The 17892-nt window shown below is 71.1% G+C and carries 12 protein-coding genes and 1 tRNA gene; all 13 read left to right on the forward strand.

Annotated features, from left to right (window positions below; translation table 11 throughout):
• The first annotated feature begins 265 nt into the window (after positions 1-265).
• Positions 266-3994, forward strand: a complete 3729-nt coding sequence (locus ABZ622_RS19955; protein ID WP_360544840.1) for a ThuA domain-containing protein — start codon at positions 266-268, stop codon at positions 3992-3994.
• A gap of 134 nt (positions 3995-4128) precedes the next feature.
• Positions 4129-5247, forward strand: coding sequence for an inositol-3-phosphate synthase (locus ABZ622_RS19960; protein WP_360544842.1), 1119 nt, complete (start codon positions 4129-4131; stop codon positions 5245-5247).
• A complete protein-coding gene (locus ABZ622_RS19965) occupies positions 5244-6419 on the forward strand; it encodes an SCO3242 family prenyltransferase (RefSeq protein ID WP_360544844.1) in 1176 nt (391 codons plus the stop codon). The genes ABZ622_RS19960 and ABZ622_RS19965 overlap by 4 nt, the downstream gene beginning before the upstream one ends.
• The gene (locus ABZ622_RS19970) at positions 6416-7273 is read left to right on the forward strand and encodes a sugar phosphate isomerase/epimerase family protein (RefSeq protein ID WP_360544846.1); all 858 of its coding nucleotides are present in this window, start codon (positions 6416-6418) and stop codon (positions 7271-7273) included. Before ABZ622_RS19965 ends, ABZ622_RS19970 begins: the two co-directional genes overlap by 4 nt.
• Positions 7274-7294: 21 nt before the next feature.
• The gene (locus ABZ622_RS19975; RefSeq protein WP_360544848.1) at positions 7295-7960 is read left to right on the forward strand and encodes an EboA domain-containing protein; all 666 of its coding nucleotides are present in this window, start codon (positions 7295-7297) and stop codon (positions 7958-7960) included.
• On the forward strand, positions 7960-8808 hold the full coding sequence (locus ABZ622_RS19980; RefSeq protein WP_360544850.1) for a TatD family hydrolase: 849 nt from the start codon (positions 7960-7962) through the stop codon (positions 8806-8808). Before ABZ622_RS19975 ends, ABZ622_RS19980 begins: the two co-directional genes overlap by 1 nt.
• Positions 8809-8812: 4 nt before the next feature.
• Entirely contained in the window at positions 8813-9988 is a 1176-nt protein-coding gene (gene eboE / locus ABZ622_RS19985) for a metabolite traffic protein EboE (protein WP_360544852.1), read from the forward strand.
• Entirely contained in the window at positions 9985-11391 is a 1407-nt protein-coding gene (locus ABZ622_RS19990; RefSeq protein ID WP_360544854.1) for a nucleotide pyrophosphatase/phosphodiesterase family protein, read from the forward strand. Before eboE ends, ABZ622_RS19990 begins: the two co-directional genes overlap by 4 nt.
• A 30-nt stretch (positions 11392-11421) precedes the next feature.
• A complete protein-coding gene (locus ABZ622_RS19995) occupies positions 11422-12453 on the forward strand; it encodes a sugar phosphate isomerase/epimerase (RefSeq protein WP_360544856.1) in 1032 nt (343 codons plus the stop codon).
• 494 nt (positions 12454-12947) lie between these two features.
• Positions 12948-13035: transfer RNA gene (locus ABZ622_RS20000), tRNA-Leu, on the forward strand.
• Positions 13036-13328: 293 nt separating this feature from the next.
• Positions 13329-14345, forward strand: a complete 1017-nt coding sequence (locus ABZ622_RS20005; RefSeq protein ID WP_360544858.1) for a LacI family DNA-binding transcriptional regulator — start codon at positions 13329-13331, stop codon at positions 14343-14345.
• Positions 14342-15904 carry a sugar ABC transporter ATP-binding protein gene (locus tag ABZ622_RS20010; protein WP_360544860.1) on the forward strand — a complete coding sequence of 521 codons (1563 nt, stop codon included), beginning with the start codon at positions 14342-14344 and terminating at the stop codon, positions 15902-15904. The genes ABZ622_RS20005 and ABZ622_RS20010 overlap by 4 nt, the downstream gene beginning before the upstream one ends.
• Positions 15894-17867, forward strand: coding sequence for a substrate-binding domain-containing protein (locus ABZ622_RS20015; RefSeq protein ID WP_360544862.1), 1974 nt, complete (start codon positions 15894-15896; stop codon positions 17865-17867). The genes ABZ622_RS20010 and ABZ622_RS20015 overlap by 11 nt, the downstream gene beginning before the upstream one ends.
• Positions 17868-17892: the final 25 nt, after the last annotated feature.

Consider the following 17892-nt stretch of genomic DNA (forward strand, 5'->3'; position numbering starts at 1 on the left):
GGGACGGGCCGGAGGGAGCTCCGAGGCCGTCCCGTGCCCACCCCTGCCCCGACCCCGCTTTGTCCTGGCGCAGGAAAAAGTTCAACCGGACCGCTGCGCAAGGCCTTTCCGTCCCGGACGAACAGGTCTACGGTCCACAACGTGTACACGACATGACTCGGGTCGCCGGTGTCCCACGCACCCCGGACGACCCGCGCGGCAGTCCCCGCGCAGCACGGCACGGCAGCACCCCGCCCGTACAACCGGCACACCCCGGAGGACACTCGTGCACCGAACCACCACCCGAAACCGGAGCAGAACACGGCTCCGCGTCCGCAAATCCCTCGCGCTGTTCACCGGCGGCCTGCTCGCCGCGGCCACCCTGGCCCTGGGCGCCACGCCCGGAGTGGCAGCGACGGGACCGTCCTCACCGGCCGCCACCGATGCGGCGGCCGAGGAATTCCAGCAGGTCACCCTCGCCAAGGGAGTCGCCGAGACCGGCGAGCCCATGACGCTGGCGGTGCTCCCCGACCGCAGCGTCCTGCACACCGCGCGCGGCGGCGAGCTCTGGCTCACCGACAGCGGCGGCGACACCACCCTCGCGGGCGTCCTGCCCGTCTACTCCCACGACGAGGAGGGCCTCCAGGGCGTCGGCGTCGACCCGGACTTCAGCAAGAACCGGGCGATCTACCTCTACTACGCGCCCCCGCTGGACACCCCGTCCGGCGACGCCCCGGAGAACGGCACCGCCGCCGACTTCGCCAAGTTCGATGGTGTGAACCGGCTTTCGCGCTTCGTTCTCAAACAGGACGGCACGCTCGACACCGCCAGCGAGAAGAAGGTCCTCGACATCCCGGCCTCGCGCGGCATCTGCTGCCACGTCGGCGGCGACATCGACTTCGACGCGCAGGGCAACCTCTACCTGTCGACCGGCGACGACTCCAACCCGTTCGCCTCCGACGGCTACACCCCGATCGACGACCGGCCGGACCGCAACCCCGTGTTCGACGCCCGCCGCAGCGCCGGGAACACCAACGACCTGCGCGGCAAGATCCTCCGCATCAGGGTCGCCGACGACGGCACGTACACCGTCCCCGACGGCAACCTCTTCGCCCCGGGCACCGACAAGACCCGGCCCGAGATCTACGCGATGGGCTTCCGCAACCCCTTCCGCTTCACCGTCGACAAGCCCACCGGCATCGTGTACGTCGGTGACTACGGGCCCGACGCCGGTGCCGCCGACCCGAAGCGGGGACCGGCCGGGCAGGTCGAGTTCGCCCGGGTCACCAAGGCCGGCAACTTCGGCTGGCCGTTCTGCACCGGGAAGAACGACCCGTTCATCGACTACGACTTCGCGACCAAGACCTCCGGTGCGGCCTTCGACTGCGCGGCGCCCAAGAACACCTCCCGCCACAACACCGGACTGGTCGACCTGCCGCCGGCCCAGCCCGCCTGGATCCCGTACGACGGCGCGTCCGTGCCCGAGTTCGGCACCGGCTCCGAGTCCCCGATGGGCGGACCCGTCTACCACTACGACGCGGCCCTCGACTCGCCGGTGAAATTCCCCGAGGCCTACGACGGCAACTTCTTCGCCGGTGAGTTCGGCCGGCGCTGGATCAAGCGCATCGACCAGGACACCGAGGGCACGGTCAAGTCCATCAACGCCTTCCCGTGGTCGGGAACCCAGGTGATGGACATGACGTTCGGTCCCGACGGCGCGCTGTACGTCCTGGACTACGGCACCGGCTACTTCGGCGGCGACCAGAACTCGGCGCTCTACCGCATCGAGAACGCCACCGGCGGACGATCGCCGATCGCCGAGGCCAGTGCCAACAAGACCTCGGGCACCGCACCCCTCAAGGTCGGCTTCTCCTCGGCCGGAACCACCGACGCCGACGGAGACACGCTCAGCTACAGCTGGGACTTCGGTGACGGCGGCACATCGACCGCAGCCGACCCCACGTACACGTACAAGAAGAACGGCACCTACACCGCCACCGTCACCGCCACGGACCCCACCGGCCGCACCGGCTCGGCAAACGTCCATGTGACGGTCGGCAACACCGCTCCCAAGGTGAACCTGGAACTCCCCGGTGACGGGCAGCTGTTCGCCTTCGGCGACGAGATCCCGTTCAAGGTGACCGTCACCGACCCCGAGGACGGAACCATCGACTGCTCGAAGGTCGAGGTCCGCTTCATCCTCGGCCACGACAGCCACGGCCACCCCATCACCTCGGCGCACGGCTGCTCCGGCACCATCAAGACGGAGATGGACGGCGGACACGACCCCAACGCCAACATCTTCGGCGTCATCGACGCTTCGTACACGGACGGCGGCGGAGGCGGCCAGGCCCCCCTGTCCGGCCATGACCAGTCCGAGCTCCAGCCGCGCCACCGGCAGGCCGAGCACTACGGCGACTCGCACGGCGTCGCCCCGCAGAACAAGGCCACCGCGCACGGCGGCAAGACCGTCGGCGACATCCACAACGACGACTGGATCTCCTTCAAGCCGTACCTCCTGACCGGATCCACCAAGCTGACCGCACGGATCTCCTCCGGCGGCGCCGGCGGCTTCCTCGAAGTCCGGACCGGCTCGCCGACCGGCAAGATCCTCGGCTCCGCAGCCGTCCCGGTGACCGGTGCCTGGGACAACTTCCAGGACATCGACGTACCGCTGCGCGGCGTCCCGAAGAAGTCCACCGAGCTCTTCCTGGTCTTCAAGGGCGGCGCCGGAGCGCTCTACGACATCGACGACTTCGAGCTCTCCAACAGTGCCCCCGACAGAACCGCCAAGCGGATCCTGGTCTTCTCGAAGACGGCCGGTTTCCGGCACGACGCGATTCCCGACGGCATCGCGGCGCTGAAGGAACTCGGCAAGGACAGCAACATCACCGTGGACGCCACGGAGACGGCCGGCCAGTTCACCACCAGCAACCTGGCCCGCTACGACGCGGTCGTCTTCCTCTCCACCACCGGTGACGTGCTCAACGCCGACCAGCAGAAGGCGTTCGAGAACTACGTGGCCACCGGCGGCGGCTACATGGGCGTCCACGCGGCGGCGGACACCGAGTACGACTGGGCGTTCTACGGCGGACTCGTCGGGGCGTACTTCTCCTCGCACCCCGCCATCCAGCCCGCCACCGTCCGCGTCGAGGACCACGACCACCCGGCCACCGCACACCTCGGCGACGAGTGGAACCGCACCGACGAGTGGTACAACTACCGCACCAATCCGCGCAGTCAGGCCAAGGTCCTCGCCACCCTCGACGAGACCACCTACACCGGCGGAACCATGAAGGGCGACCACCCCATCACCTGGTGCCAGACCTACCAGGGCGGCCGCTCCTTCTACACCGGCCTCGGCCACACCAAGGAGTCCTACGCCGAAGCGGACTTCCGCAAGCTGCTCCTCGGCGGCATGCGGTACGCGGCCGGCCAGGTGAAGGCCGACTGCAAGCCCGACACCGGCTACCGGTCGATCTTCAACGGCAAGACGCTCGAAGGCTGGAAGCAGGCCGGCCCCGGAAAGTTCGACGTCGTCGACGGTGAACTCCGCTCCGAGGGCGGCATGGGCCTGCTCACCTACCAGGCCAAGGAGCTGGGGTCGTACTCGCTCAAGCTCGACTGGAAGATGCAGGGCGACGACAACTCCGGTGTCTTCGTCGGCTTCCCGGAGTCCGACGACCCCTGGTCCGCGGTGAACAACGGCTACGAGGTCCAGATCGACGCCTCCGACGCGGCCGACCGCACCACGGGCTCGATCTACACCTTCAAGGCGGCCAACGCCAAGGCCCGTGACCAGGTCCTGCGGCCGCCCGGCCAGTGGAACAGCTACGAGATCAAGGTCAGGGGCGAACGCCTCCAGGTCTTCCTCAACGGAGTGAAGATCAACGACTTCACCAACACCGATCCGGTACGGAGCCTGAAGAGCGGCTACATCGGCATCCAGAACCACGGTGCCGACGACCATGTGTCCTTCCGCAACATCCAGCTGAAGGAACTGCCCTCGGCATAGGGCGCCCAGCACGGGGACGGCGGGCGGGGGAGACCACAACACCCCCGCCCGCCGTCCCCGGCCGGTCCCCACCTCCTCGACGCACAGCGCCACCCGCTCTGCCCAGCCAGCACCCCCAGCCAGGGAGGCAGCCCGTGTCAGCACCCGCCGTTCGTACCGGAGTCTGGTTCATCGGAGCACGCGGCTCCGTCGCCACCACCGCCACCGCGGGGTGCGCGGCGGTCGCGGCAGGGCTCCACCCGGCGGCAGGCATGGTCACCGAGACCCCACCCTTCGCCGACAGCGGGCTGCCCGCACTCACCTCACTCGTCTTCGGCGGCCACGACACGACCGGCTGCCCACTGCCGAAACGGGCCGAGGCACTGGCCGCCGGGGGAGTACTGCCGCACGGACTGCCTTCGGCGGTGCACGCCGAACTCGCCGCGGCGGACGCCGGGATCCGGCCCGGCGGGCCACTGCCCGGCGACCCCCGCAGCGACGAGGAACTCGTCGCCGCCTTCGCCGCCGACCTCACCGACTTCACGCACCGCAACGAGCTGGCCAGGACGGTCGTCATCAACGTGGCGTCCACCGAACCCCTTCCGGACCCCGGCGAACAACGGCTGCCCGCCAGCTCGCTCTACGCGGCGGCGGCACTGCGGGCCGGCTGCCCCTACATCAACTTCACCCCCTCCACCGGGCTGCGCGCCGCCGCCCTCCAGGACACCGTCGCGGACTGCGGACTTCCTCACGCGGGCCGCGACGGCAAGACCGGCCAGACCCTGCTCCGCTCCGTACTCGCCCCGATGTTCGTGCAACGCGCCCTGCCCGTACGGGCCTGGTCCGGCACCAACCTGCTGGGCGGCGGCGACGGAGCGGCGCTGGCCGACCCGGGCGCGGCGGCCGCCAAGAACGCCGGCAAGGAACGCGTACTCGCCGACACCCTGGGCACCGCACCCGAGGGCGAGGTCCACATCGACGACGTACCGGCCCTCGGCGACTGGAAGACCGCCTGGGACCACATCGCCTTCGACGGGTTCCTCGGCGCGCGGATGGTGCTCCAGACCACCTGGCAGGGCTGCGATTCGGCACTGGCCGCGCCCCTGGTCCTGGATCTGGCCAGGCTGGTGGCCCGCGCCCACGAGCGCGGGCTGAGCGGCCCGCTGCCCCAGCTCGGCTTCTACTTCAAGGACCCGGACGGCGGCCCGGCCGCGCTCTTCGAGCAGTACCAGGAACTGCTCGTCTTCGCCGGGACGCTGCGGGGGCAACGATGACGGCACGCGCCTGGGCGGAACTGCTGAGGGTGTCCGCGCTGTTCACCGTCCCCGGCGACGCGCTGGCCGGGGCGGCGGCGAGCGGCCGACGCCCCAACGGCTCGACCGCGCTCGCCGTCGGCGCCTCGCTCTGCCTGTACGAGGCGGGCATGGCGCTCAACGACTGGGCCGACCGCGAGGAGGACGCCGTCGACCGCCCGCACCGGCCGATCCCCTCGGGGCGGATCGCACCCGGAGCGGCCCTGGCCGCGGCGGGCGCGCTGACCGCCGCCGGGCTGGGGCTCGCGGCCCGGGCCGGCCGCCCGGCCCTCGCGGTGGCCACCGGACTGGCGGCCACCGTGTGGGCGTACGACCTGCGGCTGAAGCACACCCCCGCCGGACCCGCGGCGATGGCCGCCGCCCGCGGACTCGACCTGCTCCTCGGGGCCACCGCCACCGGGGCGGCGGGGCGGCCGACGGGGCCCGGGGCGGGACCGGATCCGGCCGCGCGCGGCTCCGTTCTCGGCGCACTTCCGGCCGCCGGCCTGCTCGGCGCGCACACCTACGCCGTCACCGCCGTCTCCCGCCACGAGGCACAGGGCGGATCGACCACCGCCCCCCTCGCCGCCCTCGCGGCCGTCACCGCACTGGGCGCGGCAGCCCTGCACACGCGGCGTGAGCGGTGCGGAGAACCGGGAACGGCCCGGGGGACGACCGCGCGGACGGAGAACGGGCGGGGCGGGGAACGGGAGCCGGCCTCGGCGACGACTGCGCGGACGGAGCGTCGGCGGGGCGGGGAACCGGGCGCAGCCCCGGAGACGACCGCGCAGGCGCGGCGCGCACGGCGTGGGCAACCGGGCGCAGCCCCGCGCACGCGGAGTGGACGGGGCGGAGACCGGTCCGGCCCTCGCCCCGCGCACCGCCCACCCGCGCCCCTCTCCGTCACCGCCCCCGGCCTCGTGCGCACCGCGCTCACCGGCTCCTACGTCCGGACCGCCGCCGTCCCGCTCCTGCACGCCGCCCTCAACCCCTCCCCGCAGCTGACCCAGCGCGCCGTCGGGGGCGGCATCCGGGCGATGATCCCGCTCCAGGCCGCCCTCGCCGCCCGCACCGGAGCGGTCGGCACGGCGCTCGCCGTCATGGGACTCGTCCCGATCGCCCGCAACCTCGTCCGGAAGGTGAGCCCGACATGACGATCCGCCTCGGCTACGGCACCAACGGGCTCACCGACCTCCGCCTGGACGACGCCCTCGGGCTCCTCGCCGACCTCGGGTACGACGGGGTCGGCCTGACCCTCGACCACATGCACCTCGACCCCCTCGCCCCCGACCTCGCCGCCCGCACCGCCCACGCGGCGGCCCGGCTCCAGGAGCTGGGGCTCGGCGTCACCGTGGAGACCGGCGCCCGCTACGTCCTCGACCCGCGCCGCAAGCACGGCCCCTCCCTCCTCGACCCGGACCCGGAGGCCCGCGCCGCCCGCACCCGGCTGCTCGTCCGGGCCGTCGGCATCGCCGCCGACCTCGGCGCCCACGCCGTGCACTGCTTCAGCGGCATCACCCCGCCCGACACCACCCCCGACACCGCCTGGCAACGGCTCACCGGCTCCCTCGCCCCGGTGCTGGAAGCCGCCGACCGCTCCGGCATTCCCCTCGCGATCGAACCCGAGCCCGGACACCTCCTCGCCACACTCGCCGACTTCCACCACCTGCGCGTCCTCAGCGGAGATCCCGCACCGCTCGGACTCACCCTCGACATCGGCCACTGCCAGTGCCTGGAACCCGCCATGCCCGTCGACTGCGTCCGCGAGGCCGCCCCCTGGCTGCGCCACGTCCAGATCGAGGACATGCGCCGCGGCGTCCATGAACACCTCCCCTTCGGAGAGGGCGAGATCGACTTCCCGCCCGTGCTCGAAGCACTCGACACCCTCTCGGACACCGGCTACCAGGGCCTCACCGTCGTCGAGCTGCCCCGCCACTCCCATGCCGGGCCCGAACTCGCCCGCACCTCCATCGAGTTCCTCCGCAAGCACAGTCCGTCGAGCCGCTGAACCGCCGAAGGGAGCGACGCCATGCCGATGTCCCCGACGAACCCCCCGCTGCTGACCCGCAAGGAGCTCGACGCACAGCTCGGCGGAGCCGCGCGCGCCTGGCTCGACGAGGCGCTCGCCGAGGCGGAACACGCCGCCTCCCACCAGGACACCGAACAACCCGGCAGCCCCTACGCCGCCCCACCGTGGGAGCTGCGCTACGCCGCGGCCGGCCGGCACTGCGGACTCGAACACGCCGACTCCGTACGCGCCCTCCTGCTCGTCGAAGCCGGAGCCGCGCTGCCCGCCCTGACCAGGCTCTACGAACAGGGCACCGCCGCCGAACGACGCGCCGTCCTGCTCACCCTGCACCGGCTGGACCTCGGCCCCACCGCCCTTCCGCTTGTCGAGGACGCACTGCGCACCAATGACACCCGGCTCATCGCCGCGGCCGTCGGCCCGTACGCCGCCACCCATCTCGAAGCGCACAGCTGGCGCCACGCCGTTCTCAAGTGCCTCTTCACCGGGGTCGACGTCGAAGCCGTCGACGGACTGGCCCGCCGCGCCCGCGGCGACGCCGAACTCGCCCGCATGCTGGGCGACTTCGCCGCCGAACGCCTCGCGGCGGGCCGCGATGTCCCGGCCGGCCTCACCCACGTCCTCGCACTCACCACCCCCGGTGCCGCCGCCCCCACGGAGGAGTCCTGATGCGCATCTTCGACCCGCACATCCACATGACCTCCCGCACCACGGACGACTACCGGGCGATGTACGACGCGGGAGTCCGCGCCCTCGTGGAACCCTCCTTCTGGCTCGGCCAGCCCCGAACCTCGCCCGCCAGCTTCTTCGACTACTTCGACGCCCTGCTCGGCTGGGAACCCTTCCGCGCCGCCCAGTACGGCATCGCCCACCACTGCACGCTCGCCCTCAACCCCAAGGAGGCGAACGACCCGCGCTGCACCCCCGTCCTGGACGCCCTGCCCCGCTATCTGGTCAAGGACTCCGTCGTCGCCGTCGGCGAGATCGGCTACGACTCCATGACCCCGGCCGAGGACACCGCCCTGGCCACCCAGCTCCAGCTCGCCGCCGACCACGGCCTGCCCGCCCTCGTGCACACCCCCCACCGGGACAAGCTCGCCGGACTGCACCGCACCATCGACGTCGTCCGCGAATCCCACCTCCCCCCGGAGCGCGTGCTGCTCGACCACCTCAACGAGACGACCGTGAAGGACGCCAGGGACAGCGGCTGCTGGGCCGGCTTCTCCATCTACCCCGACACCAAGATGGACGAGGACCGCATGATCGCGATCCTCAGGACCCACGGCACCGAGAAGATCCTGGTCAACTCGGCGGCCGACTGGGGCCGGAGCGATCCGCTCAAGACCCGCAAAGTGGGCGACGCGATGCTCGCCGCCGGGTTCGGCGACGACGACGTCGACAAGGTGCTCTGGCGCAACCCCGTCGAGTTCTACGGGCAGAGCGGCCGGCTCCAGCTCGGCATCGCCACGCCCGAACCACTCCACGAGGGCAACTCCATCCTGCGCGGCGGGGAGTGAGGCGATGCGCTTCCGCCACCCCGACGGCTCCACCGTCCACCTCTCGTACTGCACCAACGTCCACCCCGCCGAAACACTCGACGGCGTCCGCGCCCAACTGCGCGACCACTGCGAACCCGTCCGCAAGCGCCTCGGCCGCGACCGGCTCGGCATCGGCCTCTGGCTCGCCAGGGACGCGGCCCGCACCCTGATCAACGACCCGGCCGAACTGCGGTCCCTGCGCACCGAACTGGACCGCCGCGGCCTGGAGGTCGTCACCCTCAACGGCTTCCCGTACGAGGGATTCGGCGCCGACGAGGTCAAGTACCGGGTGTACAAGCCGGACTGGACGGACCCCGAACGGCTCGCCCACACCACCGACCTCGCCCGGCTCCTGGCGGGCCTGCTCCCCGACGACGCCACCGAAGGAACCATCTCCACCCTCCCGATCGCCTGGCGCACCCCCTTCGACTCGGACCCGGAAGCGGCCCGCACCGCACACACCGCGCTCACCACCCTCGGCGAACGCCTCGACGCCCTCGCCGAACTCACCGGCAAATCCATCCGCGTCGGCCTCGAACCCGAGCCGGGCTGCACCGTCGAGACCACCGCCGACGCCATCGCCCCCCTCACCGCCGTCGCACACCCACGCATCGGCATCTGCGTCGACACCTGCCACCTCGCCACCTCCTTCGAGGACCCCGACACCGCCCTGGACGCACTGCGCGCCGCGGACATCCCGATCGCCAAATCACAGCTCTCCGCCGCACTGCACGCCGAACACCCCCACCTCCCCGAGGTACGCACCGCACTCGCAGCCTTCGCCGAACCCCGCTTCCTGCACCAGACCCGCACCAGCACCGCCGCCGGACTGCGCGGCACCGACGACCTCGACGAGGCCGTCACCGGCCGGGCCCTGCCGGACGGAGCCCCCTGGCGCGCCCACTTCCACGTCCCCCTGCACGCACCACCCGCACCACCGCTCACCTCCACCCTTCCCGTACTCCGATCCACCCTGACCCGCCTGGTGGGCGGCGCACGCCCCCTCACCAGGCACCTGGAGGTCGAGACGTACACCTGGCAGGCGCTCCCGGCCGCGTCGCGCCCCCGTACCCGCACCCAGCTCGCCGACGGAATCGCCGCCGAACTCACCCTCGCCCGCGACCTCCTGGTCGACCTCGGCCTCAAGGAGCTCCCATGACCACTGCCGAGCAGCCCACCGGGACCCTCGCACCCACCCCTCTCCTCGTCATCGACGTCGTCGGCCTCACCCCACAGCTCCTCGACCACATGCCACACCTGAAGGCCCTGGGGCAGTCCGGCACCCACGCCCCGCTCGGCACCGTCCTGCCCGCCGTCACCTGCGCGGCCCAGTCCACCTTCCTCACCGGCACCACCCCTGCCGAGCACGGCATCGTCGCCAACGGCTGGTACTTCCGCGAGCTCGGCGATGTCCTGCTCTGGCGCCAGCACAACGGACTGGTGGCGGGCGACAAACTCTGGGACGCCGCCCGCCGTGCCCACCCCGGCTACACCGTCGCCAACATCTGCTGGTGGTACGCCATGGGCGCCGACACCGACATCACCGTCACCCCGCGCCCCGTCTACTACGCCGACGGCCGTAAGGAACCCGACTGCTACACCCGGCCGCCCGCCCTCCACGACGAACTCACCGAGAAACTCGGCACCTTCCCCCTCTTCCACTTCTGGGGCCCCGGCGCCGACCTCGTCTCCTCGCAGTGGATCATCGACGCGACCCGGCACATCCTCGAAACCCGCCACCCCGACCTGGCCCTGTGCTACCTCCCGCACCTCGACTACGACCTCCAGCGCTACGGCCCCGACGACCCGCGCTCCTACCGGGCCGCGGCCGAACTCGACCGGGCCATGGCCCCCCTCCTCGACGACGCCCGCCGCGAAGGCCGCACCGTCGTCGCCCTCTCCGAATACGGCATCACCCGCGTGGACCGGCCCGTCGACATCAACCGCGCCCTGCGCCGCGCCGGCCTCCTGGAGGTCCACACCCAGGACGGCATGGAGTACCTCGACCCGATGGCCTCGCGCGCCTTCGCCGTCGCCGACCACCAGCTCGCCCACATCTACGTACGCCGCCCCGAGGATCTCGAAGCCACCCGCGAAGCCCTCCGAGACCTCCAGGGCATCGATCAGCTCCTCGACGACGAGGGCAAGAAGGCACACGGCCTGGACCACCCGCGTTCGGGCGAGCTGGTCGCCGTCGCGGACCCGGACGCCTGGTTCACGTACTACTACTGGCTCGACGACGCCCGCGCCCCCGACTTCGCACAGCTCGTCGAGATCCACCGCAAACCCGGCTACGACCCCGTCGAACTCTTCCTGGACCCCCAGGACCCGTACGTCCGGGTCAAGGCGGCCACGGCCGTCGCCCGGAAGAAGCTGGGCATGCGCTACCGCATGGCGGTCGTGCCGCTGGACCCGTCACCTATTCGCGGCAGCCACGGCCGCCTTCCGCAGAGCGACGAAGAAGGTCCGCTCATCCTGTGCTCCACCCCCCACGCGTTCACCGGCCCCGTCCGGGCCACCGAAGTGAAGTCCCTGCTGCTCCGACTCGCCGGACTGCACTGACAACGTCCCGCCCCCCAGAAGGAGTTCCCCATGAGCCGCCGCACCCCCGTCGACGCCGAACTCGCCCGCAAGCTCAGCAGGCGCTCCATGCTCGGCGTCGCCGCCGGAGCCACCGCAGCCGCCCTGCTCGGCGCCGCCGCCCCGGCCGCCTCCGCCCAGGGCCGGCCCAAGGGCGACCCGCTGCTGCCGCCCGGCCGTCTCGGAATCCAGCTCTACACCCTCCGCGACAAGGTCTCGGCCCTCGGCTTTGACAAGGTCTTCGCCGAGCTCTCGGCGTACGGCTACGACGAGGTCGAGTACGCCGGCTACACCCAGGGCTCGGCCGGTGCCATCACCCTCGCCCAGCTCAAGCAGCTCACCCGCGACCACGGTCTCAAGGGCATCGGCAGCCACGTCGGCTACTACGACGACAACAACGCCAACGCCTACACCTTCGCGCAGAACCTCACCAAGGTCCTCGACGACGCCCAGGCCCTCGGCCTCAAGCACGTCGGCACCGCCTCGGGGCCGTTCCGCTACGGATCGACGGTCGACGCCTGGAAGCGCGCCGCCGCGGACTTCAACACCTACGGCGCCGCGGCCAGAGAACGCGGCATGAAGTTCTACCAGCACAACCACGCCGAGGAGTTCTCCTTCGCCACCGACCGGCCCGACGTCCGCCTCTACGACGTACTGCTCGCCGAGACCGACCCCGATCTGGTCTTCCTGGAGATGGACATCTACTGGGCCTACGTCGGTCAGTTCCGGTTCGGCAAGCGGGCCGACGGCACCCCCGCCACCTTCGACCCGCTGCACTACGTACTGAAGCAGCCCGACCGCTACCCGCTCTTCCACGTCAAGGACGGCGAGCACGACATCGCGGCCCGCGACGGCTACCGCATGGTCGATGTCGGGGACGGCGACATCGACTACAAGAAGTTCCTCTCCGCCGTCACCAGGACCCACGGCGGCCGCCGCGACCACCACTGGCAGGTGGAGCACGACCAGCCGATAGTGGACTCCTTCACCACGGCCCGCCGCTCCGCCGCCTACCTGCACACCCTGCGCCGCAAGGGCTGCTAGGGCCGCCCGCCCACGACGGCCCTCCCCGCGACCGGCGAGGAGGGCCGTCGGCGCCCGCGGTCACGGCGTCGGCAGCCGTTCCCGGCCCGGCGGGGACGACGGCACCGCCGGGCTTGGGATCCTGGCTGTCCTCGGGCACGGCGATACCTGGCCCTTCGTGGGCGAGTGCGGAAGCCGGTCCGGTACTGCGGGTTCGAGCGGAAGAAGATCCCATACAGTCGCCCGAATACTGTATGGATTTTGCCCTCCCGCATCCGGTGGGTGGCGTCCAGGGGGTGTGCGGCACTTTCACCAGCCGTGACCTGCTCGGCTCGTGGCCCGAACCGTGCGTACGGTCGCGACCACGGAACGTGGGCGAGCCGGGCCGAGTGTCGCAGGGCGGCGCGGAGTGCACCCGACGCGCCGCACTGACCACCGGAAACGCAGGTGAGAGGCGCGCCGAACCCCTGGTATTGTTTTCCATGTCGCCGCGGGAAACCGGGGCCGACCACCTGGTCCGGGTGGCGGAATGGCAGACGCGCTAGCTTGAGGTGCTAGTGCCCTTTATCGGGCGTGGGGGTTCAAGTCCCCCCTCGGACACCAGTAGGAAAACCAGTCAAGTGCCGGTCGGGATTTTTCCCGGTCGGCATTTTGCGTTCCCGGGCCCGCGCGGCGGTGCGGGATGTCCCATGTGGTGCCGCGCCCCGCTCCCGTACGTCGGCGCCCGCCCTCCCCGGCTCCCGTGCCACTCGCCGCTCGTCACGATCCGGTCTCGGACCGCGGGTGGGGGCTTGTTTCCCGTCGTGTAATCGTTTCCAATCTTCCGTGTAATCGATTCCACGGCTCCGGCCCACTGGTTTCGAGGCTCACGGAAACCACAAGGAGGTGGTCCGGACATGACGAGCATCAAGGACGTCGCGGCTCAGGCAGGGGTCTCTGTCGCCACGGTCTCCCGTGTTCTCAACAGTCATCCCTCCGTCAGCCCGGACGCGCGGACCCGGGTCCTCGCCGCCGTCGACGCCCTCGGCTACCGGCCCAACGCCGTCGCCCGCTCGCTGCGCACCGATCAGACGCGCACTCTCGGCCTGGTCATCAGTGATGTGCTCAACCCGTACTTCACCGAACTGGCCCGCTTCGTCGAGGAGGAGGCCCGCGCCCTCGGCTACAGCGTCATCATCGGCAACGCGGACGAACGGCCGGAGCTCCAGGACCACCATGTCCGCACGCTCCTCGACCGCAGGATCGACGGGCTCCTCGTCTCGCCCGCCGACGGCGACTCCCCGCTCATGGCGGAGGTGTCGCGCGGCGGTACGCCGATGGTCTTCGTGGACCGCTGGATGCCCGGCGTCGACGTCCCCGTCGTACGGGCCGACGGCCGCCACGCGATCCGGGACCTGGTCGCCCATCTGCACGCACTCGGCCACCGCAGACTCGCCATCATCGCCGGCCCCGCGGCCACCACCACGGGCGACGAACGCGTCGAGGCCTTCCGCGAGGCGCTGCGTGCGCGTGAACTCGACCTGCCCGAGGCCTACATCGGCCAGGGCGACTTCCAGGCGGACAGCGGCCGACGTGTCACCGAACGGTTCCTGGCGCTTCCCGAGCCGCCCGAAGTCGTCTTCGCCGCCGACAACCTGATGGCACTCGGCGCGCTGGACGCCATCCGGGCGGCCGGTCTGCGCGTCCCGCAGGACGTGGGGCTCGCCGCCTTCGACGACATCCCGTGGTTCGTCCACACCGATCCGCCGATCACGGCGATCGCCCAGCCGACCGGCGAACTCGGCCGCGCCGCCGTCCGCGCGCTGGTCGACATGGTCGAGGGCCGGTCCCCGCAGTCCGTCACCCTTCCCGCCCGCCTCGTCGTACGCCGTTCCTGCGGCGAGCCCGCTTCGGACCGGAGGAGCAACTTGTGAGCAAGCCGGACGAGTTGCTGCGCATCGAAGGCGTACGCAAGACCTTCCCCGGTGTGGTCGCACTGGACAGCGTGGACTTCGACCTGCGCAGCGGCGAGGTGCACGTCCTGCTCGGTGAGAACGGAGCGGGCAAGAGCACACTCATCAAAATGCTCTCCGGCGCCTACCGACCGGACAGCGGACGGATCTTCGCCAAGGGCCGCGAGGTCCGCATCCACGGCGCGCAGGACGCCGAACGGCTCGGCATCGCCACGATCTACCAGGAATTCAACCTGGTGCCCGATCTGACGGTGGCCGAGAACATCTTCCTCGGCCGGCAGCCACGCCGCTTCGGAATGATCGACCGGCGCCGCATGGAGACGGACGCCGAGGTGCTCCTGCACCGCGTCGGCCTGCACGTCTCGCCGAAGGCCAAGGTCCGTGAACTGGGCATCGCCCGGCTCCAGATGGTGGAGATCGCCAAGTCGCTCAGCCTGGACGCCCGCGTGCTGATCATGGACGAGCCGACCGCCGTTCTCACCTCGGAAGAGGTCGACAGGCTCTTCCGGATCGTGCGGCAGCTGCGCGAGGACGGGGTGGGAGTCGTCTTCATCACCCACCACCTCGAAGAGATCGCGGCACTCGGCGACCGGGTCACGGTGCTGCGCGACGGCCGGTCCATCGACCAGGTTCCCGCCTCGACGCCCGAGGCGGAGCTCGTACAGCTGATGGTGGGACGCAGCATCGACCAGCAGTACCCCCGTGAACGCCCGGAAACCGGCGGCCCGTTGCTCTCGGTGCGCGGCCTGACGCGCAACGGTGTCTTCCACGACATCAGCTTCGAGGTGCGGGCCGGAGAGGTGCTCGGCCTCGCCGGTCTCGTCGGCGCGGGCCGCACCGAGGTCGCCCGCGCGGTCTTCGGCGCCGACCCCTACGACGGGGGCACCGTCGACGTGGTCGGCGAGCGGCTGGCCAAGCACGACGTCACCGCCGCGATGAGCGCCGGAATCGGCCTCGTGCCCGAGGACCGCAAGGGGCAGGGCCTGGTGCTCGACGCCTCGGTGCAGGAGAACCTGGGCCTGGTCACCCTGCGCTCGGCGAGCCGGTCCGGACTCGTGGACCTCAAGGGGCAGCGCGTGGCCGCGGCCCGGATCGCCGAACAGCTCGGCGTACGGATGGCGGGTCTCGGCCAGCACGTCCGTACGCTCTCCGGCGGCAATCAGCAGAAGGTCGTCATCGGGAAGTGGCTGCTGGCCGACACCAGGGTGCTGATCCTCGACGAACCCACCCGCGGGATCGATGTCGGCGCCAAGGTCGAGATCTACCAGCTCATCAACGAGCTGACCGCATCGGGCCACGCGGTTGTGATGATCTCCAGCGACCTGCCCGAGGTCCTCGGCATGAGCGACCGGGTGCTGGTCATGTCCCAGGGCCGGATCGCCGGAGAACTCACCGCCCACGAAGCGACCCAGGACGCGGTGATGGCCCTCGCCGTCGGCGCGGCCCCCACGACAGCGCCCACAACAACTACGGCGGCGGATCCGGCCGTGAACGAAGAGGAGAGCCCCCGTGGCCACTGACACGCTCAAGAGCAGTATGGGCGCCAGTGGCGCCGCAGGGCGCACGGTCCGCCGGCTTCTGCTCGACAACGGCGCCCTGAGCGCCCTGGTCGTACTCCTGGTGGCGATGTCGCTGCTCTCCGGCGACTTCCTGACCACCCAGAACCTGCTGAACGTCGGTGTGCAGGCCGCCGTCACCGCGATCCTCGCGTTCGGCGTCACCTTCGTCATCGTGTCGGCGGGCATCGACCTGTCCGTCGGCTCGGTGGCCGCGCTCTCCGCGACGGTCCTCGCCTGGTCGGCCACCTCGCAGGGGCTGCCGGTCTGGCTGGCCGTCGTCCTGGCCGTCGCCACCGGCATCGCCTGCGGCTTCGTCAACGGGGCCCTCGTCTCGTACGGCAAACTGCCACCGTTCATCGCGACGCTCGCGATGCTGTCCATCGCGCGGGGCCTGTCCCTGGTCATCTCCCAGGGAAAGCCGATCGACTTCCCCGACCCGGTCTCCGTGCTCGGCGACACACTCGGTGGCTGGCTCCCCGTCCCCGTCCTCGTGATGGTCGTGATGGGACTGATCGCGGCGCTGATCCTGGCCCGTACCTACATCGGCCGTTCGATGTACGCGATCGGCGGCAACGAGGAGGCGGCCCGGCTCTCCGGGCTGCGCGTCAAGCGGCAGAAGCTGGCCATCTACGCCCTGTCCGGGCTCTTCGCCGCCGTCGCGGGCATCGTCCTCGCCTCCCGTCTGACCTCCGCGCAGCCGCAGGCCGCGCAGGGGTACGAGCTCGACGCGATCGCCGCGGTCGTCATCGGCGGCGCCAGCCTCGCCGGCGGTGTCGGCAAGGCGTCCGGCACACTGATCGGGGCGCTCATCCTCGCCGTGCTGCGCAACGGGCTGAACCTCCTCTCGGTGTCCGCCTTCTGGCAGCAGGTCGTCATCGGTGTCGTCATCGCCCTCGCGGTGCTGCTGGACACGGTCCGCCGCAGGGCCGGATCAGGCGCCGCCGCCCCGGGCGGTTCGTCCGCCGCGCCGGGGTCGCCGGGATCGGGCCGCAAGGGAGCGGGAGCGCTGAAGTTCGGCATCGCCGCAGTGTGCGTGGCTGTCGTCGTGGGCGGGGTGTCCTACTTCAACTCCGGTTCCTCCGGCGGTAACACCAAGGTGGGCATGTCGCTCTCCACGCTCAACAACCCCTTCTTCGTGCAGATGAAGGCGGGAGCGCAGGCCGAGGCCAGGACGGCCGGGGTCGACCTCACCGTCACCGATGCACAGAACGACGCCTCGCAGCAGGCCAACCAGCTCCAGAACTTCACGAGTTCCGGCGTGAAGTCGATCATCGTGAACCCGGTGGACTCGGATGCGGCGGGCCCTGCCGTCCGGGGCGCCAACAAGGCGGACATCCCGGTGATCGCCGCCGATCGAGGGGTCAACAAGGCGCGGACCGCCACGCTCGTGGCATCCGACAACGTCGCGGGTGGCAGGCTCGCCGCCCAGGCACTGGCCGACCGGCTCGGGGGCAAGGGCAGCATCGTCGTGCTGCAGGGGACGGCCGGTACGTCGGCCAGCCGCGAGAGAGGCGCCGGCTTTGCCGAGGGACTCAAGGCGTATCCGGGCATCAAGGTCGTCGCCAGGCAGCCGGCGGACTTCGACCGCACGAAGGGCCTGGACGTCATGACCAACCTGCTCCAGTCCCACCCCGGGATCACCGGCGTCTTCGCCGAGAACGACGAGATGGCGCTCGGCGCGGTCAGGGCGCTCGGCAGCAAGGCGGGCAAGTCGGTGTCCGTCGTCGGATTCGATGGAACTCCGGATGGCCTGAAGGCGGTTGGCGCAGGCACGCTGTACGCGTCCGTGGCCCAGCAGCCGAAGGAACTCGGCCGGATCGCCGTGCGGAACGCGGTGAAGGCGGCAGAGGGGAAGAAGGTCGACAGCATGGTGATGGTGCCGGTCAAGGTCGTCACCAAGAAGAACGTCGCCGATTTCTCCTGACCGCGAAAGACCGCGAATGATCTGG

It is taken from the genome of Streptomyces sp. NPDC007164 (assembly GCF_040634135.1).
GTDB classification, from domain to species: Bacteria; Actinomycetota; Actinomycetes; order Streptomycetales; family Streptomycetaceae; genus Streptomyces; species Streptomyces sanglieri.